This is a genomic window from Enterovirga aerilata (assembly GCF_013044135.1).
GTDB classification, from domain to species: domain Bacteria; phylum Pseudomonadota; class Alphaproteobacteria; order Rhizobiales; family Beijerinckiaceae; genus Enterovirga; species Enterovirga aerilata.
The window spans coordinates 60104-78820 of sequence record NZ_JABEPP010000001.1 but is presented as its reverse complement, the minus strand read 5'-3'; the positions used below and the strand labels follow the sequence as shown (position 1 = coordinate 78820).

Genomic DNA, 18717 nt, shown 5'->3' with positions numbered 1-18717 from the left:
CCGGACGGGAGCCTAGCGCGATAAGAACGAAATGGGAACCGTCTTCGAGGCAAGCACGGCGCGGACCGAGCCCGCGCCGGTCGTTCGGCGCCTACTGACCGAGCGCGGCCGTCCTCAGGCCGCGGAAGGCGCGGCTGATCCAGGACTGGCTTTCCTCGCGCGGCTCGAGGCCGCCGCTCTGCAGAAGCGCGTAGGCGTCCTTGTACCAGGGGCTGTCCGGGAAGTTGTGGCCGAGCACGGCGGCGGCAGTCTGGGCTTCCTGCGTGATGCCGAGCGCCATGTAGGCCTCGGTCAGGCGTTCGAGCGCCTCCTCGACGTGCCGGGTGGTCTGGTACTTCGAGACGACCTCGCGGAAGCGATTGATCGCCGCCGGGAAGTTGCGCTTCTCGAGGTAGTAGCGGCCGACCTCCATCTCCTTGCCGGCGAGCTGGTCCCGCGCGATCTGGATGCGGTTGCGCGCGTCCGAGACATATTCGGAGTCCGGATACTTCTGGACCAGCTCCTGCAGGGCCGCGAGCGCCTTTTCCGAGCGCTCCTGGTCGCGGGTCACGTCCGGGATCTGGTTGTAGTTCGACATGGCAAGGAGATACTGCGCGTAGGCAGCATCCTTGGTGTTCGGATACTTGGACAGATAGCTCCTGGACGCGGTGATCGCATCCTCCCACTTCTGTGCCTCGTAATTGGCATAGGCCTCCATGATGAGGCCGCGCCGCGCCCATTCGGAATAGGGATAGTTCTTGCTGAGCTGGGCGAATTTCTTGGCGGCGCCCTCGTGGTCGCTGCTCTTCATGCGACCGAGGCCGTCGTCGTAGATCTTCTCGGCCGGGACGTCCGGCACGATCTTCATCTCGTATTTCTCGCCCTGGTCGAAGGGATTGAGCGAGGCGAGCGTATCGCAGCCGGCAAGCGTCAGGGCGCCGGCCACGACGGCCACCGCCCGCATGGCGGCGCGCGCATCACGCGCCGTGACGGCGAAGTCGAGTGACATGCTCGAGAAATCCTCTGGCGTTCAACGGAACCGCGGCACTGCTCGGGCTGTTTACACGAGTCTGGCAGCCCGCTCCAAGCCGTCGCGTCCGGAAAGCCGGGAAGCGCTGCTTCCGGGCCACAGCCCGGTTCGGGTCAGCCCAGGAGGGGAGCTAGTGCACGTCGGGCGCGAAAGCCGGAACGGCCACGCCGCTCGCGATCTCCGCATGCCCCGCCTCGCGCCGTGTCTCACCGTCCACGATCGCGTAATTCGCCCGGTCGGAAAGTAGCTCTTTCAAGACGGCGATATTGAGGCGGTGGCCGCCGCAGAAGGACTTATAGGTGCCGAGGATCGGATAGCCGGCAAGCGCGAGATCGCCGATGGCGTCCAGCATCTTGTGGCGGACGAACTCGTCGGCGAAGCGGAGCCCCTCCGGGTTGATGACCCTGCCCTCGCCGATGGCGACGGTGTTGTCGAGCGAGGCGCCGAGCGCAAAGCCGGCCTTCCAGAGCTTCTCGACGTCGCCGATGAACCCGAAGGTGCGGGCCCGGGCGATCTCCCGACGATAGGCGGCGGGCGAGAGATCGATCACCTTGCGCTGACGGCCGATCACGGGATTGTCGAACTTGATCTCGACATCGACCTGGAAGCCGCGGGAATTCGGGCGGAGCTCGGCCCAGCCGATACCGAGCTCGACACGTACGGTGCGGAGCACCTTCAGCTGCTTGCGTGCCGCGCGGGCCTGCACGACGCCGACGGAGTCGATCGCCTCGACGAAGGCCTGGGCGCTGCCGTCGAAGATCGGGACCTCGGGACCGTCGATCTCGACCAGGAGGTTGTCGATGCCCAGACCGCGGAGGCAGGACATCAGATGCTCGATGGTGGCGACCGCTCCCGTCTCCCGATCGCCCACCACGGTGCAGAGCTCGGTCGCCGTGACCTCGAGGCTCCGGGCGTCGATCAGGCGGTCATCGCCACCCGGCAACCCGGTGCGCAGAAAGACGATGCCGTGGTTGGGCTGGGCGGGGTGGAGGTGAAGATTGACCGGCTTGCCCGAGTGCACGCCGATGCCGGACAGTGACACCGGCGCTGCGAGCGTGGCCTGTTGACTTTGCTTCATTCGTTCACCTCGGGCCGAATTCCATCGGCGCGTGACCAACTCGTCCCGCCGCTCACCGGATCTCGCCCGCTGCTGTTGCCCCACCGGGACGGCGCCCGCTTGAACACTGGGGCGCGCTGTCCGCGTTACTCTTGACGTGGCGGCACCTTAGTTAGGGCGGGACTCGACGCCAAATCACGCTTTCTTACGCTCTGTTACACACATCCGTAACGAAAGAGCCCCGGACGTTTCCGTCCGGGGCTGCAGGGGAGAGAGGGTCCTTCAGCTCGAACGCCGAAGGAAGGCCGGGATCTCCAGGTGGTCGTCCTCGCTGGGGCGTGGTGCCGGAGCGGGCCGGCCCTGCCGGTCGAGATTGCCCCTGGCGGGAGCGTAGGCGGGAGCCGGGGCCTGCCGGCGGGCATACTCGGCCGGAACGACCGGACGCGGCGCCGGCTCGGCCGCAGCCACCGGGGCGGGCTCGGCCGGAACCGGGGCCGGCGTTCCCTCGTCGCGGCGGCCGAAGCCGACCGTCGCTAGCCGCTGGAGCAGCGACTTGCGCTCGTTGGCGGCCGCCTCGCCGTCGCCCCGCGCGGCGCGGAGCTGCTTCTGCGCCGGGACGGGAAGGTCCTCCACCCGCGGCATGCGGGCCGGGCGCATCGCGCGCTCGGGCGCGGGCGGGATGAACGATGAGGGCGGCGCCGCATCCGGCTCGGGCTGCGTCTCCGGCTCGGCGAAGGTCTCGAAGCTCGCGCCCTTCGCCTGCGCGGGGGTGAGCACCACGTCCTCGCGCACGACGGCCGGGGCCGGCTCGGCTGCCTGCTTCACGATCTCGGCCGCGCGGGCCACGGCGGGCGCGGTCTCGACCGCGGCGGGGGCCGGGGCGGGCTCCGGTGCACGCGGCGCGGCACCGATCTGCGTCGCCCTGGCGCGCGCCTCCGCGCGGAGCCGCTCGGCGACCTCGGCGATGCGCTGCTCGGTGGCCGAGATCGGTGACTCGGCGAGCGCCGGCTGGTCGATCCCGGTCGCCACGACGGAGACCCGGATCGAGCCTTCCAGGCTCTCGTCGAAGGTCGCGCCGAGTATAATGTTCGCGTCCGGATCGACCTCCTCGCGGATGCGGGTCGCGGCCTCGTCGAGCTCGTAGAGCGTCATGTCGCGGCCGCCCGTGATCGAGATCAGCAGGCCCCGCGCGCCCTTCATCGACACGTCGTCGAGGAGCGGGTTGGCGATCGCGGCCTCAGCGGCCCGGTTCGCGCGCTTCTCGCCCGATGCCTCGCCGGTGCCCATCATGGCCTTGCCCATGGAGCGCATGATCGCGCGCACGTCGGCGAAGTCGAGATTGATGAGGCCCTCCTTCACCATGAGATCGGTGATGCAGGCGACGCCCGAATAGAGCACCTGGTCGGCCATGGCGAAGGCGTCCGCGAAGGTCGTCTTCTCGTTGGCGACCCGGAACAGGTTCTGGTTCGGGATCACGATGAGCGTGTCGACGCATTGCTGCAGCTCGTTGACCGCCGCCTCGGCGATGCGCATCCGGCGCTGGCCTTCGAACTGGAACGGCTTGGTCACCACGCCGACGGTCAGGATGCCCATGTCGCGCGCGGCCCGCGCGATCACGGGCGCGGCGCCGCTGCCCGTGCCGCCGCCCATGCCGGCCGTGATGAAGGCCATGTGCGCGCCGGAGAGCTGGTCGCGGATCTCGTCCAGCACCTCTTCGGCTGCGGCACGGCCGACTTCCGGCTGAGAGCCGGCGCCGAGGCCCTGCGTGACGCCCACGCCCATCTGGATGATGCGCTCGCAGCGGGAGGACGTGAGGGCCTGGGCATCGGTGTTGGCGCAGACGAACTCGCAGCCCATCAGGCCGGAATCGATCATGTTGTTCACGGCGTTGCCGCCGGCGCCCCCGACCCCGAACACAGTGATCCGTGGCTTGAGTTCCCGGATGTCCGGGGCTTGCAGATTGATCATGACCTCGCCCTCTCTTGGCCTCTCTCGTTGGCCCCGTTGGTGCGCCGCGGCGTCGTCGCCTTGGCGGCGTTCAGAAACTTTCCCGGATCCAGCGCCCCACCCGGGACAGGTATCCGCCCTCCGGCCCTCCGCCCGCGAAGAGGCCCTGCCCCTTTGGCTCGAAGTGCTCGATATGCGCGACCTGCGGGTAGACGAGGAGCCCGACTGCCGCCGAGAAGGCGGGGCCGCGCGCGGCTTCCGGCAGGCCCTTGATGCCGAGCGGCCGACCGACCCGCACCTGCCCCTGCAGGATGCGCCGGGCGACCTCGGGAAGGCCGACGAGCTGGCTCGCGCCGCCCGTCAGCACGACGCGGCGGCCGGCCTGGGCGGCGAAGCCGGCGTTGCGCAGACGGTCGCGCATGAGCTCCAGGATCTCCTCGATGCGCGGCCGGATGATGCGCACGAGCTGCGCCTTCGGGACGTGATGGGCGACCTCGCGCTCGTCGTCGTCCTCGACCTGCGGGACCGCGACCATGTCCCGCTCGTCGGAGGGCGAGGAGATCGCCGCGCCGTAGAGCGTCTTCAGCCGCTCGGCCGCGGAGACGCGCGTGGTGAGGCCGCGCGCGATGTCCATCGTGACGTGGTGACCGCCGACCGCCACGGCGTCCGTGTGGACGAGATGGCCGCTGGCGAAGACCCCGACCGAGGTCGTGCCGCCCCCCATGTCGATCACGGCGCAGCCCATGTCGGCCTCGTCGTCGACCAGGGCGGAGAGCGCCGAGGCGTAGGGCGTCGCGACGACCGCCTCGACGCCCAGATGGCTGCGTTCGACGGCCAGCATCAGGTTGCGGGCCGCGGCGGATTCGGCCGTGACGACGTGCAGGTCGACGCCGAGCGTCTCGCCGATCATGCCGGCCGGCTCGACGACGTTGCGCTGGCTGTCGAGCGAGAAGCCCGTCGGCAGCGCATGCAGCACGGAACGCCCGGGCCGCAGCGTATGGGCGCTCGCCGTCTCCAGCACGCGATGGATGTCGGCCGCGCTCACCATGCCGCCGCGGATCGGAACGCTCGCCTCGAAGTGATGCGAGGCGAGGCGCCCGCCCGTCAGGTTGACGATGACGGACTGGATCTCGACCCGGGCCATGCGCTCGGCCGCGTGGATGGCCTGACGGATGGAGGTTTCCGCCGCCTCCAGATCGACGACAGCGCCGCCCTTCAGCCCGAGCGAGCGCTGATGTCCGATCCCGATGACGCGGGCGAGATGGGTGCGCCCGCGCAAGGCCTCGCCCCCCGTGACCGGGCGGAGCTCGGCCACGAGGCACACGATCTTGCTCGTCCCGATATCGAGGATCGAGAGGGTCGCGCTCTTTCGCGTGGACAGCGGCTTGAGGCGCGGCGTCAGTCCGTGGTCGCGCAGGCTCAAATCTCGGCTCCCTTGGTGCCGCGCTGAGGCCGCTTCTTGACGAGCTCGGCTCTGGCCGCCGCGGCCTCTTCCGTGAGCCGGGCCACGACGCGGTCGGCCAGGCGGAAGTCGAGCGCGAGCACGTCCTTGTCCAGGATGTGCTGCTCGCGCGCGAGACGCGCGAGCCGGGCGATGGCCGCCGGCGCGTCGTCCTCCGGCAGCTTCACGTCGACGCCGTTCTCCATCTTCAGCGTCCAGCGCCGGCCGGAGACCAGCATGCCGGCACGGATCTGCGACCGGAGCGGGCCCGCCGCCTCGAGCAGCGCGACATAGGAGGCCGCGCGCTTGTTCGCCTGGTCACCCACGACGAGCGGCAGCGACGCGAAGCGCGGATCCCTCATCCGGTCGATGACCGTCCCGTCGGCGGAGATCACGAAGAGCTCGCCGTTCATCTGCCAGAGCGCGTAGGGCTCGCGCTCGACCAGCGTGATCGCGAGCTCGTTCGGGTAGAGCTTGCGCACCACCGCGCTCTTCACGAGCGGCGTGCGCTCCAGACGCTCGCGGATCTCGGCGGCGCTCAGGAATGGCAGCGACAGGCGCGGATTGATGCCGCCGATCGTCAGCACCTCGCGTTCGGAAAGCTGGGCGATGCCGGAGATCGTGACCTTCTCCAGGCCGAAGCCGACGATGCGGGCCAGGATGTCGCGGGGTTCGCCGTACTGCGCGCGCAGGGCGTCGTACTGCCCGCCGAGCACGAGGCCGTAGAAGCCGGTCGCGCCGAAGAAGGCGAGGATGAGCACCGTGCCGGTGAGGCGCGGGATACGCCGCGCCAGCGGCACGGCCACGAAGGACCGGCGCTTGCGGCGGAGAACGGGAAGGCGGGGGAGGAAGACGGGGACGCGCTTGAAGCGGCTCTGTCCGGGACGGGGCGCCGGACGGCCGGCCGCGAGGCCGGGGTACCCGGCCGTCAGCGGCTCAAGGACGCGTCCTCCACCATCCATTGCACAAGCTCACCGAACGAGAGGCCCGCATGGGCCGCCATCTCGGGCACCAAGGACGTTGCCGTCATTCCCGGCTGGGTATTGACCTCCAGCACCACGAGCGCGCCGGTCCCGCCCGGCGTGTCGTCGTATCGAAGGTCGGCGCGGCTCACGCCGCGGCAGCCGAGTGCTTGATGCGCCGTTAAGGCCAACTCTTGGACCCGTTGGTAAATATTCGGTTTAAGGTCGGCCGGCAGGACATGGACAGAGCCGCCTGCGACATACTTGGCGTCGTAGTCGTAGAAGAGCCCCGTGGCCGGCCGGATGTCGATCACGCCGAGCGCGCGGTCCCCCATGACCGCGCAGGTAAGCTCCCGTCCCGCAACGAACTTTTCGACCAGCACCTCGTCCCCGTAGGGCCAGTCCTCGCGGCCGAGCTCCTGCGGCGGGTGCGACCGATCCTCGCGCACGATGATGACGCCGACCGACGAGCCCTCGTTAACGGGTTTGACCACATAGGGCGGCGGCAGGACGTGCTCGGCGGCGGCCTTCTGCCGCGTCACAACCACCCCCTCCGGCACCGAGACACCGGCCGCAGCCATCACGGCCTTGGCCTTCTGCTTGTCCATGGCAAGCGCCGAGGCGAGCACCCCGGAATGGGTGTAGGGAATCTGCAGAAGCTCGAGCAGGCCCTGGATCGTTCCGTCCTCGCCATAGCGCCCGTGCAAGGCGTTGAAGACGACGTCGGGCCGCACGGCCTGCAGCACGCGCGCGATGTCCGGCTGAACGTCGATCGGTGTCACCCGATAGCCACGCTCTTCCAGGGCTGCCGCGCAGGGCCTGCCCGTGTTGAGCGACACCTCGCGCTCGGCCGACCAGCCGCCCATGAGAACGGCGACGTGCTTGGACATGGTTCAGCTTCTCCGAGGCTCGCGTCGAGCAGCGTCAGGCTGGCAGAAAAGGGTTGCGAATCTCGACCCCATCCACGGTCTGCCCATGCTGGAGGTCTTCTGTCACGAGCGTTCTGCAGCCGATCAGCTTGGCGGACGCTATGATCAGACTGTCGTAGAAGCGGAACCCGTACCGGCTCGAGAGATCGAGTGCTGCGCGATGGGTCTCGTGATCAAGGGGTAGCGGGGTTCCCAGGCAACGACGGATACTGTCGAGAGCAGCCGCGATGTCGTTCCAGGTCCAGCCCAGTTTCCGACGGGAGACATCCGCGAACTCGTTCGCGACCTGCACGCTGAACGTGCCCCCTCCCAGGAGGAGGTCTCTCGCAGGTTCGCTTCGCGGGTCGCCTTCCGTGAATGCGTAAAGCAGGATGTTCGTGTCTAGGAAACAGTCATTCTTCTTCATTCTCGAACCTGAACCCGCCGCGAGCGGTGTCGTAGAGTTCCTCCCGATCGAAGCGAAACCCAGGCGGAAGCGGTCGACTCAGAGCCCGGATGCGTTCCATCGCTTCTTCCCGCCTACGGTCCCGCACCACCTCGAAGCTATGCTCGCCCGCAGGCCGCAGTTCGATCTCGTCGCCCTCCTTGAGGGAAAGCTCTTCTGCCACTTCGCGTGGCAACCGAACCGCGAGACTGTTTCCCCAGCGTGCGACCTTCATGACCGCCTCCGGATACACGTTTGATGCAGGGTATATCCTATGGGCTCGATTCTCCGGGGGCAATCCCGACCCGCTTGATCTCCCATTCGAGCTCCACGCCCGAGGTCTCGCGGACGCGGCGGCGCACTTCTTCTCCCAGGGCCTCGATCTCGGCAGCCGTCGCCCTGCCGTGGTTGATCAGGAAGTTGCAGTGCAGCTCGGAGACCTGCGCGTCGCCGATGCGGAGGCCGCGGCAGCCGGCCCGGTCCACGAGCTCCCAGGCCTTGCAGCCCGGGGGATTCTTGAAGGTCGAGCCGCCCGTGCGCGTGTTCACAGGCTGGCTTGCCGAGCGCGCCTCGGTGATCTGGTTCATGGCCGCCAGGATCGTCCCGGGATCGCCCGGGCGGCCCTCGAACAGCGCCTCGGTGAAGATGTAGTCCTCGGGCGCGCCGCAATGGCGGTAGGTGAAGCCCATCTCCGCCTTCGAGAGCACATGCGCCCTGCCCTGCCGGTCGAGCGCGCGCGCCTCGATGAGCACGTCGGCGGTCTCGCCGCCATATGCGCCGCCGTTCATGCGCAAGGCCCCGCCGATCGCGCCGGGGATGCCGCGCAGGAAGGCGAGCCCTTCGATCCCGGCTTCGGCCGCCGCGCGCGCGACCTTCACGTCCGGCGCGCCCGCACCGGCGCGGATGCGGAAACCGGGCTCGACCGCGACCTCGGCGAAGGCCTTGCCCAGGCGGATCACGACGCCCCGGATGCCGCCGTCGCGGACAAGGAGGTTCGAGCCGAGCCCAACGACGAGGACCGGCACGTCGGCGGGACAGCCCGCGAGGAACAGCGCGAGATCCGCCTCGTCGGCCGGCGTGAACAGCACCTCGGCCGGCCCGCCGGTGCGGAACCAGGATAGCGGCGCGGTCGGGGCATCCGCCTGGAGTGTGCCACGCAGGCCGGCGAGGCCCGCGCGCAGGTCGGCGGCGAGGCTCCGGCTGCCAATAACGGCCGCCACCTCGTCGTGAAGGGATGCACTCACGCCTCGACGTACTCCGCCCGGCTCGTGGGTGTCGGAACCGGGATGCCGTCCGCCTTCAGGCCCGCGATATGAAACTGGATGGCTTCGCGGATTTCACGCTCGACTTCCTCGATCGTGTCCCCGGTCGCAACGCAACCGGGAAGGTCGGGCACGTAGGCCGAATAGTTCCGCCCGGCCTGCTCGATCACCACTGCATAGCGGGTCATCGCTTCCCATCCTTCTCCAGCCCGGCTTGCTTGAGGATGCTCGCCAGCGTGCCGGGCGCGAGATCGTCCGACAGCTTTCCGGGGATGGTGACGCGGCCAGCCTTCATCGGGTGCTTATACTGGCGATGGCTGCCTCGCGTCGCAACGAGCAGCCACCCGTCCTCCTCGATGATCCGGATCGCCTCGCGCACCTTTGTGGGCAAGGCGTCCGTCCTCGACTACGCCGCCGCCTGTTCGCCCAGGGCGGCAAGCTCGCCCGGCAGAGCATAGGCCCATTGCGTGATGTTGCCCGCGCCGAGGCAGATCACGTAGTCGCCGGGCTTGGCCTGGCCGCGAACGAGGCCGGCCAGGTCCTCCGACCTCTCCAGCGCGATGGCGTTCCGGTGCCCGCGCGACTTCAGGCCGGCGACGAGGCTGTCGCGGTCGGCACCCGGGATCGGCAGCTCGCCCGCCGCATAGACCGGCGCGACGATCACGGTGTCCGCGTCGTTGAAGCAGGTGCAGAATTCGTCGAAGAGCGAGGAGAGGCGGCTGTAGCGGTGCGGCTGCACGACCGCGATCACGCAGCCGTCGGTCGAGGCGCGGGCGGCTCTGAGCACCGCTTTGATCTCGACCGGATGGTGGCCGTAATCGTCGAACACCGCGATGCCGTTCCACTCGCCCGTGCGGGTGAAGCGCCGCTTCACGCCGCCGAAGCCGGCGAGCGCCTTCCTGATGTTCTCGGGCGAGACGCCGAGCTCATGCGCCACCGCGATGGCGGCGGTGGCGTTCAGCGCGTTGTGCGTGCCCGGCATCGGCAGGACCAGGTCCCCCAGCTCCATGCGGAAGCCGGGCCGGCGGTCGCGGATGAGCACGCGGAAGCGGTTCTGGCCGCCCTTCGAATCCACGTCGATGAGCCGGACGTCGGCCTGCGGGTTCTCGCCATAGGTGATGACGCGCCGGTCCTCGATCCGGCCGACGAGATCCTGCACCGTGGGATGGTCGATGCACATCACGGCGAAGCCGTAGAACGGGATGTTGTCGATCAGCGACCGGAACGCGTCCTTGATCGCCTCGAAGGAGCCGAAATGGTCGAGATGCTCCGGATCGATGTTGGTGACGACCGCGACGTCCGCCGGAAGCTTCAGGAAGGTGCCGTCGGATTCGTCGGCTTCCACCACCATCCAGTCGCCGGCTCCCATGCGCGCATTGGTGCCGTAGGCGTTGATGATGCCGCCGTTGATGACGGTCGGGTCGAGGCCGCCGGCATCCAGAAGCGTGGCGACGAGCGAAGTCGTGGTCGTCTTGCCATGCGTGCCCGCCACCGCCACGCAGGACTTGAAGCGCATCAATTCGGCCAGCATCTCGGCGCGGCGCACGACGGGAAGGCGCCGCTCGCGGGCGGCGGAAAGCTCCGGATTGTTGCGCTTGATCGCGGTCGACACGACCACGACCTCGGCATTCTCGACGTTCTTCGCCTCGTGCCCGATGAAGGTCCGGATGCCCTTGTCCGCGAGACGGCGCACGTTGTAGTTGTCGGAGGCGTCCGAGCCCTGGACCGTATAGCCGAGATTGTGCATCACCTCGGCGATGCCGGACATGCCGATCCCGCCGATGCCGATGAAGTGGATGGGCCCGAGCTTCGGGGGCAGCTTCATGATGTCGTCTCCTGGGCGGGCCGCTCCGGCACCGGGATCCTGGCGAGCGTAAGGACGAGGGACGCGAGTCGCTCCGCCGCGTCGAGCACGCCTGCGCTCTTCGCCGCGCGGGCGGCTTCGGTCAACCCGGACGGGTCCTCGAGGCGGGACGCAACCTCCCCGGCAAGGCGCTCGGGCGTGAAATCCGCCTGCATGATCACGGTCGCGGCCCCGATCTCGGCGAGGGAGCGGGCATTCGCCGCCTGGTCCTGGTCGATGGCGCCCGGCAGCGGCACGAGGATGGAGGGGCGGCCGATCGCGGCGAGCTCCGCGACGGTCGAGGCGCCGGAGCGCGCGATGACGAGATGCGCCGCCGCCATGCGGGCCGGCAGGTCCTTGAAGAAGGGCGCGACCTCGGCCGCGATCCCGGCTTCGGCGTAGAGGGCCCGCGCCCTGTCCTGGTCCTCGGGCCGGGCCTGCTGCACGACCGAGAGACGCCGGCGCCCCTCCGGGGGAAGCGAGGCCAAGGCCGGCGGCACGATCTCGCTCATGATGCGGGCGCCCTGGCTGCCCCCGAACGCGAGGATGCTCAGCGTGCCGCCGGGCTCCGGAGCCGCATAGGGCAGCGCCGCGGCGGCGAGCACCGCCGGGCGGATCGGGTTGCCGGTATGATAGGTCTTGCGTGCCAGGCTTTCGGGCAGTCCCTTCACTTTGGGGAACCCGGTCGCGATGGCGGAGACGCGGCCCATCAGGAAGCGGTTTGCCCGCCCGATCACGCCGTTCTGCTCGTGGATCAACGTCGGCACGCCGCCGGTCGCGGCCGCGAAGACCGGCGGCACGGTCGGGTAGCCGCCGAACCCGACCACGCAATCGGGCTTCAGCGCGCGGATCACCCGGAGCGCGACCAGCACGCCGCTCGCGAGCTTCACGGCGGCCATCCCCTTGCCGAGGAGGGAGCCTCCCGAAGGCGTCCCCGACGGGATTTCGACCACGCGTTCGGCCGGGAAGGTCCTGGCGATCTCCCCCACCCGGGCGTCGGTCGCGAGCACGACGGAGACCCCGAGCCGCCCGAGCGCGGTCGCGAGCGCCTCGGCCGGGAAAAGGTGTCCGCCCGTGCCGCCCGCCGCGATGAGGACGGTGCCGCGGCTCATGGTCTCGCGGGACCCGGCATGAGCCGGTCGAGCATCTCGGAGCGCGGCCGGCGCCGCGTGAGCGCGATCAGGAAGCCCATCCCGAGCGCGAGCGAAAGGAGCGAGGAGCCGCCATAGGAGATGAAGGGCAGCGTCATGCCCTTGGCCGGCATCAGGTGCACGTTGACCATCATGTTGATGCAGGCCTGGAGGCCGAACATCAGCACGAGCCCTGTGGTCGCGAAGCGGCAGAACAGGTCCTCGTTGCGGCGCGCCAGAGCGAGGCCGCGCAGCACGATGAAGGCGAAGATGCACAGGAGCCCCATGCAGGCCGCGATCCCGAACTCCTCCGCGGTCACCGCGAAGATGAAGTCCGTATGGGCATCCGGCAGGATGCGCTTCACCGTCCCCTCGCCCGGACCCACGCCGAGCCAGCTTCCCTTGGCGAAGGCTTCCAGGGCCGTGTCGACCTGGAAGGTGTCGCCGGAGGACTTGTCGAGGAAGCGCTCGATTCGCTCCTGCACGTGCGGCAGGAGCTTGTAGGCCGCGAAGACGCCGACCAGCGCGACGCCGCCAAGACCGATCATCCAGAAGAAGTGCAGGCCGGCGACGAAGAAGAGCCCGAGCCAGACGATGGTGATCAGCATCGTCTGCCCGAAATCCGGCTGCAGGATGAGCGGCAGGATCGTGATGGGGAGGAGCAGGACAGCGAGGATCGCGCCCTCGAACCGGCGGGCGCTCTCCGAGAAGGCCCAGGCCGCCAGCACGACGAAGGCCGGCTTCACGAACTCGGAGGGCTGGATGCCGAAGGAGCCGACCGCGATCCAGCGATGCGCGCCCTTGATCTCCGGCCCGAAATTGATCGCGAGCACACAGAGGACGATGCCCGCCGCATAGACCAGGAGGGCGAGCCGGCGCAGGTGGCGCAGCGACAGGAAGGAGACCGCGACCAGGATCATCGCGGCCGGTACGAGATAGAGCACCTGCCGGTTGACGAAATGGAAGGTCGGCAGGCCGAGCCGCTCCGCGACCGGCGGCCCCCCGCCCATGAGGGCGACAAGCCCCGCCACCATCAGGGCCGCAAGCGCGGCGAGAAGCAGGCGGTCGACCGTCCAGAGCCAGTCGCCGAGATAGGTTCGTTCAGCACGGGAGGACATGGCTGGCTCCTTCCCTCCCCCTCGTGGGGAGGGCCGAGTCGCGCCGCAGGCGCGAACCGGGATGGGGGGTGGGACAGTCGAGCGAGCGCGTCGTGCCCCCTGCCCGGCCCTCCGCTACGCTCGGGCTACCCTCCCCACGAGGAGGAGGGTAGTCGTCGACCTTGCGGGCCCCGCTCACGACCGCATCTCCACGCCGGGCAGCGCCCGGACAAGCTCACGGAAATGCTCGCCCCGCACCTCGAAATTCGGGTACTGGTCGTAGGACGCGCAGGCGGGCGAGAGCAGAATGACGGGCTCGTCCACATCCGAGCGCGCCGCATCGGCGGCGGCCGCCGCGACCGCGACGTCGAGCGTGCCGCAACGCTCGACCGGAACCGCCCCGTCGAGGGTGCGGGCGAAGTCCTCGCTCGCGGCCCCGATGAGGTAGGCCTTCTCGATCCGGTCGAAATAGGGGCGCAGGATTTCGATCCCGCCGTCCTTCGGCTTGCCCCCGAGAATCCAGAAGACGTGGTCGAAGGAGAGGAGCGCCTTTTCGGTCGAATCTGCGTTCGTGGCCTTCGAATCGTTGACGAAGAGAGCCTGGCCGAGCCGGGCGACCTCCTCCATCCGGTGATGCAGACCGGGGAAGGAGGCGAGACCCGCCTCGATCTCCTCCGGATCGAGCCCAAGCGCCTCTGCGACCGCCACCGCCGCCGCGGCGTTCTGGGCATTGTGGGCGCCGCGCAGCGAGCCGATCCCCTTCAGGTCCGCGACCCTGCGGGTCGAGGTGCCCGAGGTGGCGAAGATGCGCGTGCCCTCGAAGTGATAGCCGTCGCCCGGCAGCATGTCGCGGCTGAGCGTGAGGACGGTGCGGCCCGCCTGCGCCAGCCTCTCGGCAATGGCCCGGCTCGGCCCATCGTCGATCCCGACGATCGCGACCTCCGCGCCCGCGACCAGCCGCTCCTTGATGGCGGCGTAATTCTCCATCGTGCCGTGGCGGTCGAGATGGTCGGGCGTGATGTTGAGGAGAACGCCGACGGAGGGGCGGAGCGACGGCGTGAGGTCGATCTGAAAGGACGACATCTCGATCACATGGACCCGGTCGCGCGCCGGCGGCTCGAGCGACAGGATCGCCATGCCGATGTTTCCGCCCATCTGAACGTCGTAGCCCGCGCTCCGCAGGACGTGCGTAACGAGCGCCGTCGTCGTGGACTTGCCGTTGGTCCCGGTGATCGCGACGAAGGGCGCGCCCGGTGCAACGGCGTTCCGCTCGCGGCAGAACAGCTCGATATCGCCGATGATCTCGATGCCGGCCTCCCTGGCCAGACCCACCGTCCAGTGGGGCTCGGGATGGGTCAGCGGCACGCCGGGCGCGAGCACGAGCGCTGCGAAGTCGGACCAGTCCGCCTCGCGTAGGTCGGAGGTCGTGAGCCCCGCAGCGTGCGCCTTGTCGATGCTCTTCGGATTGTCGTCGAAGGCGAGGACGTCCGCTCCGCCCGCCTTCAGGGCGAGCGCCGTCGCGATGCCGGACCTGCCGAGCCCGAACAGCGCCAGCTTTCGGCCGCCCATACAGGTGACAGGCGTCATCACCGTCACCGCAGCTTCAGGGTCGAGAGGCCGACGAGCGCGAGCAGGACCGAGATGATCCAGAACCGGATCACCACCTGCGGCTCCGTCCAGCCGAGCTGCTCGAAATGGTGGTGGATCGGAGCCATCTTGAAGACGCGCTTCCCGGTCAGCTTGAAGGACGCGACCTGGATGATCACCGAGAGCGCCTCGAGCACGAACAGCCCGCCCACGATGGCGAGCACGATCTCGTGCTTGGTCGCGACCGCGATCGTCCCGAGCAGGCCGCCGAGCGCCAGCGAGCCCGTGTCGCCCATGAAAACCTGCGCCGGAGGCGCGTTGAACCACAGGAAGCCGAGCCCCGAGCCGAGCAGCGCGCCGCAGAGCACGGCGAGCTCGCCCGTGCCGGGCACGAAGCGGATCTGGAGATAGTTCGAGAAGATCGCGTTGCCCGCCAGATAGGCCACGAAGCCGAAGGTCGCACCCGCGATCATCACCGGCACGATCGCGAGCCCGTCGAGGCCGTCGGTCAGGTTCACGGCGTTGCCCGCGCCCACGATCACGAGCGCCCCGAAGACGATGTAGAACCAGCCGAAATCGATCAGCAGGTCCTTGGCGAAGGGCACCGACAGCTTGTTCGCGAGGCCGGGCGTCGCGATGAAAGCGATCATCACGCAGGCAGCCGCCGCGATCAACATCTCGAGCACGAGGCGGCTCTTGCCGGAGAAGCCCTTGTGGGACTGCTTCGTCACTTTGAGGTAGTCGTCGTAGAAGCCGATCGACCCGAAGCCGAGCGTCACGAAGACGACCACCCAGACATAGAGGTTGGTCGGATTCGCCCAAAGCAGCGTCGCGACGAGCACGCCGGCCAGGATCATCAGCCCGCCCATCGTGGGGGTGCCGCGCTTCGTGAGCAGATGCGATTGCGGGCCGTCCTCGCGGATCGGCTGTCCCTTGCCCTGGCGGATGCGCAGGACGGAGATAGCGGCCGGACCGAGCCAGAACACGAAGAGGAGGGCGGTCGCGATCGCGCCGCCTGTCCGGAAGGTGATGTAGCGGAAGACGTTCAGCGGCGAGAAATGGCCGCTGAGATCCGCCAGGAAGTAGAGCATCTGTCGTCAACCCCGCCCGGTGGTGGCGGCGGCTTGAGCCTGCCCGAACCGGCGCTTCAGAGCGGCCACGATCTTCGAGACCTGCGTGAACTTGGAGCCCTTGATCATCACGGCGTCGCCGGGGCGAACTGCATCGAGGACGGCTCCCTCGAGTTCCGCCGCGCTCTGCGCATAGGCGCCGCGAAGCCTCGCGGGCAGCGCATCCCAAAGCCCGCGCATCAGAGGACCGGCGGCGAAGACGAGATCCGCCTTGGAGGCCACGACGGCCTCGGCGAGATCGGCATGGGCCTTGGGTCCCATCTCGCCGAGCTCGCCCATATCGGCGAGTACCGCGATGCGCCTGCCGCGGGCCTCGACGGTGGCGAGCGTCGCGAGCGCGGCCCGCATGGAGGCGGGATTCGCGTTGAAGCTCTCGTCGATGGCGAGGAACTCGCCGTCGGGGTGACGCAGGCGGATGCGTTCACCGCGCCCGACCGGCGCGCTCAGCTCGGCAAGGCCTCCCGCCGCCTCGTTCGGGTCGAGCCCGAGCGCCGCGGCCGCCGCAAGCACGGCGAGCGAGTTGAGGGCCATGTGCCGGCCGGCCGCGCCGACCCGGTAGACCGCGGTGCGGCCGAGGACGTTCGCCTCGACCATGGAGGCATCCGGCCCGGTCGCGATCCGGAGCGCCCGCACGTCGGCGGCCTCGTGCTCGCCGAAGGAGATGACGCGGCCGGCATTCGACGCCGCCGCATGGGCGAGAAGACGGTCGAAATAGGGATTGTCCCGGTTGATGACCGCGACCCCGCCGGGCTCCAGGCCCTCGAATATCTCCGCCTTCGCGTCCGCAATGCCCAGGATGGACCGGAAATGCCCGATATGGACCGGCTCGATCGTGGTGACGACCGCGACCTCCGGCCGGACCATCCGGGTCAGCGGTGCGATCTCGCCCGCGTGGTTCATGCCGATCTCGAAGACGCCGAAGCGGCTGTCCTTCGGTATGCGGGCGAGCGTCAGCGGCACGCCCCAGTGATTGTTGTAGGACGCGACCGAGGCATGGGTCTCGCCGAAGCGGGACAGGACGAGGCGGAGCGCCTCCTTGGTCCCGGTCTTGCCGACGGAGCCCGTCACCGCGAGCACACGCGCGGCCGTGCGGGCCCGCGCGGTGCAGCCGAGCCTGCGCATGAAGTCGAGCGGATCGGGAACGACGACCAGCGGGCCGGCATCGGACAGGGACCCGGCCTTCCCTTCGGCGACGATCGCAGCGGCCGCGTGCCTCTCGATGGCGGCGCGGACGAAATCGTGACCGTCCCGCGCCTCGCCCGCGATGGCTACGAAGAGATCGCCCGGCTGGATCGTGCGGGTATCGATCGACACGCCGGTGGCGGCGTCGAACGACCCGACGATCCTGCCGCCGAGTGTTTCCACGTCCTCCCTGGTCCAGAGCGGGGCGGTCATGCTTGTCTCTCGATAATGGCTTGGCGGATCACCTCGTGATCCGAGAACGGGAGCGTGCGCTCGCCCACGATCTGGCCCGTTTCATGGCCCTTCCCGGCCACGACCAGGACATCCCCGGGCTCGAGCTCCCGGACGGCCGTGCGGATCGCCTCTGCCCTGTCGCCGATCTCGCGCGCGCCGGGCGCCGCCTTCAGGATCTCGGCCCGGATCGCGCCGGGGTCCTCCGAGCGCGGATTGTCGTCGGTCACGACCACGGCATCCGCCTTCTCGGCCGCGATCGCGCCCATGATCGGCCGCTTGCCGCGATCCCGGTCGCCGCCGCAGCCGAACACGCAGACGAGGCGGCCGGTCGCGAAGGGCCGGAGCGCGTCGAGCACATGCGCCAGCGCCTCGGGCTTGTGCGCGTAGTCGACGATGCAGAGGGCCCCGTCCACCTGCCCGACACGCTCCATCCGGCCGGGCACGCCTCGCAGGCTCCCTAGCGCCGGAAGCACCCGCGCCGGATCCGCGCCGACCGCGATGGCGAGCCCCGCCGCAAGAAGCGCATTCTCCACCTGGAAGTCGCCGGCGAGCGGCAGGAGCACGTCGAAGCTGGCATCGGCCGCGGACAGGCGCAGCCGCTGGTCGAACCCGTCCCGCACGATGGCGAGCAGCCGGATCGCCTCACCGGCACGGCCGGTCGTCAGGACGCGATGCCCGCGCGCCCGTGCGGCCGCGATCACCCGGTCCGCATAGGCGCCGTCGGCATTCACCACCGCCGGACGGCCCGGCTCCAGCAGCGTGTCGAACAGCCGGAGCTTCGCCCGCAGATATTCCTCGACTGTCGGGTGATAGTCGAGATGGTCGCGGCCGAGATTGGTGAAGGCGGCCGCCGCGAGCCGCACGCCGTCCAGCCGGCGCTGATCGAGCCCGTGCGAGGAGGCCTCCATGGCGAGATGCGAGATGCCGTCCCGGGAGAGGCGGTCGAGGGTCTCGTGCAGGGTCACGGGGTCCGGCGTCGTCAGCGACCCGTAGGCGAGTCCGTCCGAGGTCATGAGGCCGAGCGTGCCAAGGCTCGCGCTCCGTCGTCCGACCGCGGCGAAGAGCTGGCGCGTGAAATCGGCGACCGAGCTCTTCCCGCTCGTACCGGTAACCGCGACCATGGTCTCCGGCTGGCCCGGATAGAACCGGGCCGCCACAAGGGCGAGCGCGCGACGCGCATCCGGCACCTGGACATAGGCGATTGCGGCCGGCATGCCGGCAGGGCGCTCCGCCTCGCCGATCACCGCGGCCGCGCCGCGGGCGACCGCATCCGGGACGAAATCCATCCCGTCGGCCTTCGTGCCCGGCACGGCTACGAAGAGCCATCCGGGCCGGACCTTGCGGCTGTCGGCCGTGATCCCCGCGATCGGGCGGTCGCCACCTGACGGCGAGCCAAGCGCGAGTTCGCGGAGAGCGGGAAGCGTCAGCGGGGCCATGCCGGCGCGACCTTCGCGCGAGATCGCGGCGATGTCGTGCCCGGTCG

Annotated in this window: 18 protein-coding genes; all 18 read right to left on the bottom strand. The window is 69.4% G+C overall.

Annotated elements, in window-relative coordinates; genetic code table 11:
* Positions 1 to 91 precede the first annotated feature (91 nt).
* Entirely contained in the window at positions 92 to 988 is an 897-nt protein-coding gene (locus HJG44_RS00370; RefSeq protein WP_171216383.1) for an outer membrane protein assembly factor BamD, read from the bottom strand.
* A gap of 151 nt (positions 989 to 1139) precedes the next feature.
* Entirely contained in the window at positions 1140 to 2087 is a 948-nt protein-coding gene (lpxC, locus tag HJG44_RS00365; RefSeq protein ID WP_171216382.1) for a UDP-3-O-acyl-N-acetylglucosamine deacetylase, read from the bottom strand.
* A 261-nt stretch (positions 2088 to 2348) separates the two neighbouring features.
* Entirely contained in the window at positions 2349 to 4034 is a 1686-nt protein-coding gene (gene ftsZ, locus HJG44_RS00360) for a cell division protein FtsZ (protein WP_171216381.1), read from the bottom strand.
* Positions 4035 to 4104: 70 nt separating this feature from the next.
* Positions 4105 to 5436 (bottom strand): cell division protein FtsA, encoded by a 1332-nt coding sequence (gene ftsA, locus HJG44_RS00355; RefSeq protein ID WP_171216380.1) that lies wholly within the window; start codon positions 5434 to 5436, stop codon positions 4105 to 4107.
* Positions 5433 to 6416, bottom strand: coding sequence for a cell division protein FtsQ/DivIB (locus HJG44_RS00350; RefSeq protein ID WP_171216379.1), 984 nt, complete (start codon positions 6414 to 6416; stop codon positions 5433 to 5435). The genes ftsA and HJG44_RS00350 overlap by 4 nt, the downstream gene beginning before the upstream one ends.
* Positions 6383 to 7306 carry a D-alanine--D-alanine ligase gene (locus HJG44_RS00345; protein WP_171216378.1) on the bottom strand — a complete coding sequence of 308 codons (924 nt, stop codon included), beginning with the start codon at positions 7304 to 7306 and terminating at the stop codon, positions 6383 to 6385. Before HJG44_RS00345 ends, HJG44_RS00350 begins: the two co-directional genes overlap by 34 nt.
* A 34-nt stretch (positions 7307 to 7340) precedes the next feature.
* On the bottom strand, positions 7341 to 7751 hold the full coding sequence (locus tag HJG44_RS00340) for a PIN domain-containing protein (protein WP_171216377.1): 411 nt from the start codon (positions 7749 to 7751) through the stop codon (positions 7341 to 7343).
* Positions 7738 to 8004 carry an AbrB/MazE/SpoVT family DNA-binding domain-containing protein gene (locus HJG44_RS00335; protein WP_171216376.1) on the bottom strand — a complete coding sequence of 89 codons (267 nt, stop codon included), beginning with the start codon at positions 8002 to 8004 and terminating at the stop codon, positions 7738 to 7740. The genes HJG44_RS00340 and HJG44_RS00335 overlap by 14 nt, the downstream gene beginning before the upstream one ends.
* A 37-nt stretch (positions 8005 to 8041) precedes the next feature.
* Positions 8042 to 8977 carry a UDP-N-acetylmuramate dehydrogenase gene (gene murB, locus HJG44_RS00330; RefSeq protein WP_171217222.1) on the bottom strand — a complete coding sequence of 312 codons (936 nt, stop codon included), beginning with the start codon at positions 8975 to 8977 and terminating at the stop codon, positions 8042 to 8044.
* Positions 8978 to 9009: 32 nt separating this feature from the next.
* The gene (locus tag HJG44_RS00325) at positions 9010 to 9219 is read right to left on the bottom strand and encodes a type II toxin-antitoxin system HicB family antitoxin (RefSeq protein ID WP_171216375.1); all 210 of its coding nucleotides are present in this window, start codon (positions 9217 to 9219) and stop codon (positions 9010 to 9012) included.
* A complete protein-coding gene (locus tag HJG44_RS00320) occupies positions 9216 to 9422 on the bottom strand; it encodes a type II toxin-antitoxin system HicA family toxin (RefSeq protein WP_171216374.1) in 207 nt (68 codons plus the stop codon). The genes HJG44_RS00325 and HJG44_RS00320 overlap by 4 nt, the downstream gene beginning before the upstream one ends.
* 15 nt (positions 9423 to 9437) lie before the next feature.
* Entirely contained in the window at positions 9438 to 10856 is a 1419-nt protein-coding gene (murC, locus tag HJG44_RS00315; protein ID WP_171216373.1) for a UDP-N-acetylmuramate--L-alanine ligase, read from the bottom strand.
* On the bottom strand, positions 10853 to 11986 hold the full coding sequence (gene murG, locus HJG44_RS00310; RefSeq protein WP_171216372.1) for an undecaprenyldiphospho-muramoylpentapeptide beta-N-acetylglucosaminyltransferase: 1134 nt from the start codon (positions 11984 to 11986) through the stop codon (positions 10853 to 10855). Before murG ends, murC begins: the two co-directional genes overlap by 4 nt.
* Positions 11983 to 13122 carry an FtsW/RodA/SpoVE family cell cycle protein gene (locus tag HJG44_RS00305; protein WP_171216371.1) on the bottom strand — a complete coding sequence of 380 codons (1140 nt, stop codon included), beginning with the start codon at positions 13120 to 13122 and terminating at the stop codon, positions 11983 to 11985. The genes murG and HJG44_RS00305 overlap by 4 nt, the downstream gene beginning before the upstream one ends.
* Before the next feature lie 174 nt (positions 13123 to 13296).
* Positions 13297 to 14688, bottom strand: coding sequence for a UDP-N-acetylmuramoyl-L-alanine--D-glutamate ligase (gene murD, locus HJG44_RS00300; protein WP_171216370.1), 1392 nt, complete (start codon positions 14686 to 14688; stop codon positions 13297 to 13299).
* 5 nt (positions 14689 to 14693) lie between these two features.
* On the bottom strand, positions 14694 to 15779 hold the full coding sequence (gene mraY, locus HJG44_RS00295; RefSeq protein WP_171216369.1) for a phospho-N-acetylmuramoyl-pentapeptide-transferase: 1086 nt from the start codon (positions 15777 to 15779) through the stop codon (positions 14694 to 14696).
* 6 nt (positions 15780 to 15785) lie between these two features.
* Complete coding sequence (locus tag HJG44_RS00290) at positions 15786 to 17213, bottom strand: UDP-N-acetylmuramoylalanyl-D-glutamyl-2,6-diaminopimelate--D-alanyl-D-alanine ligase (protein WP_171216368.1); 1428 nt, start codon at positions 17211 to 17213, stop codon at positions 15786 to 15788.
* A complete protein-coding gene (locus HJG44_RS00285; protein ID WP_171217221.1) occupies positions 17210 to 18670 on the bottom strand; it encodes a UDP-N-acetylmuramoyl-L-alanyl-D-glutamate--2,6-diaminopimelate ligase in 1461 nt (486 codons plus the stop codon). The genes HJG44_RS00290 and HJG44_RS00285 overlap by 4 nt, the downstream gene beginning before the upstream one ends.
* Positions 18671 to 18717: the final 47 nt, after the last annotated feature.

Coding starts and splice junctions, on each gene's coding strand:
- HJG44_RS00370 (WP_171216383.1), bottom strand. CDS start 988: ATGTCACTCGACTTCGCCGTCACGGCGCGTGATGCGCGCGCCGCCATG.
- lpxC (WP_171216382.1), bottom strand. CDS start 2,087: ATGAAGCAAAGTCAACAGGCCACGCTCGCAGCGCCGGTGTCACTGTCC.
- ftsZ (WP_171216381.1), bottom strand. CDS start 4,034: ATGATCAATCTGCAAGCCCCGGACATCCGGGAACTCAAGCCACGGATC.
- HJG44_RS00350 (WP_171216379.1), bottom strand. CDS start 6,416: ATGGATGGTGGAGGACGCGTCCTTGAGCCGCTGACGGCCGGGTACCCC.
- HJG44_RS00345 (WP_171216378.1), bottom strand. CDS start 7,306: ATGTCCAAGCACGTCGCCGTTCTCATGGGCGGCTGGTCGGCCGAGCGC.
- HJG44_RS00340 (WP_171216377.1), bottom strand. CDS start 7,751: ATGAAGAAGAATGACTGTTTCCTAGACACGAACATCCTGCTTTACGCA.
- HJG44_RS00335 (WP_171216376.1), bottom strand. CDS start 8,004: ATGAAGGTCGCACGCTGGGGAAACAGTCTCGCGGTTCGGTTGCCACGC.
- HJG44_RS00325 (WP_171216375.1), bottom strand. CDS start 9,219: ATGACCCGCTATGCAGTGGTGATCGAGCAGGCCGGGCGGAACTATTCG.
- murC (WP_171216373.1), bottom strand. CDS start 10,856: ATGAAGCTGCCCCCGAAGCTCGGGCCCATCCACTTCATCGGCATCGGC.
- murG (WP_171216372.1), bottom strand. CDS start 11,986: ATGAGCCGCGGCACCGTCCTCATCGCGGCGGGCGGCACGGGCGGACAC.
- HJG44_RS00305 (WP_171216371.1), bottom strand. CDS start 13,122: ATGTCCTCCCGTGCTGAACGAACCTATCTCGGCGACTGGCTCTGGACG.
- murD (WP_171216370.1), bottom strand. CDS start 14,688: ATGACGCCTGTCACCTGTATGGGCGGCCGAAAGCTGGCGCTGTTCGGG.
- mraY (WP_171216369.1), bottom strand. CDS start 15,779: ATGCTCTACTTCCTGGCGGATCTCAGCGGCCATTTCTCGCCGCTGAAC.
- HJG44_RS00290 (WP_171216368.1), bottom strand. CDS start 17,213: ATGACCGCCCCGCTCTGGACCAGGGAGGACGTGGAAACACTCGGCGGC.
- HJG44_RS00285 (WP_171217221.1), bottom strand. CDS start 18,670: ATGGCCCCGCTGACGCTTCCCGCTCTCCGCGAACTCGCGCTTGGCTCG.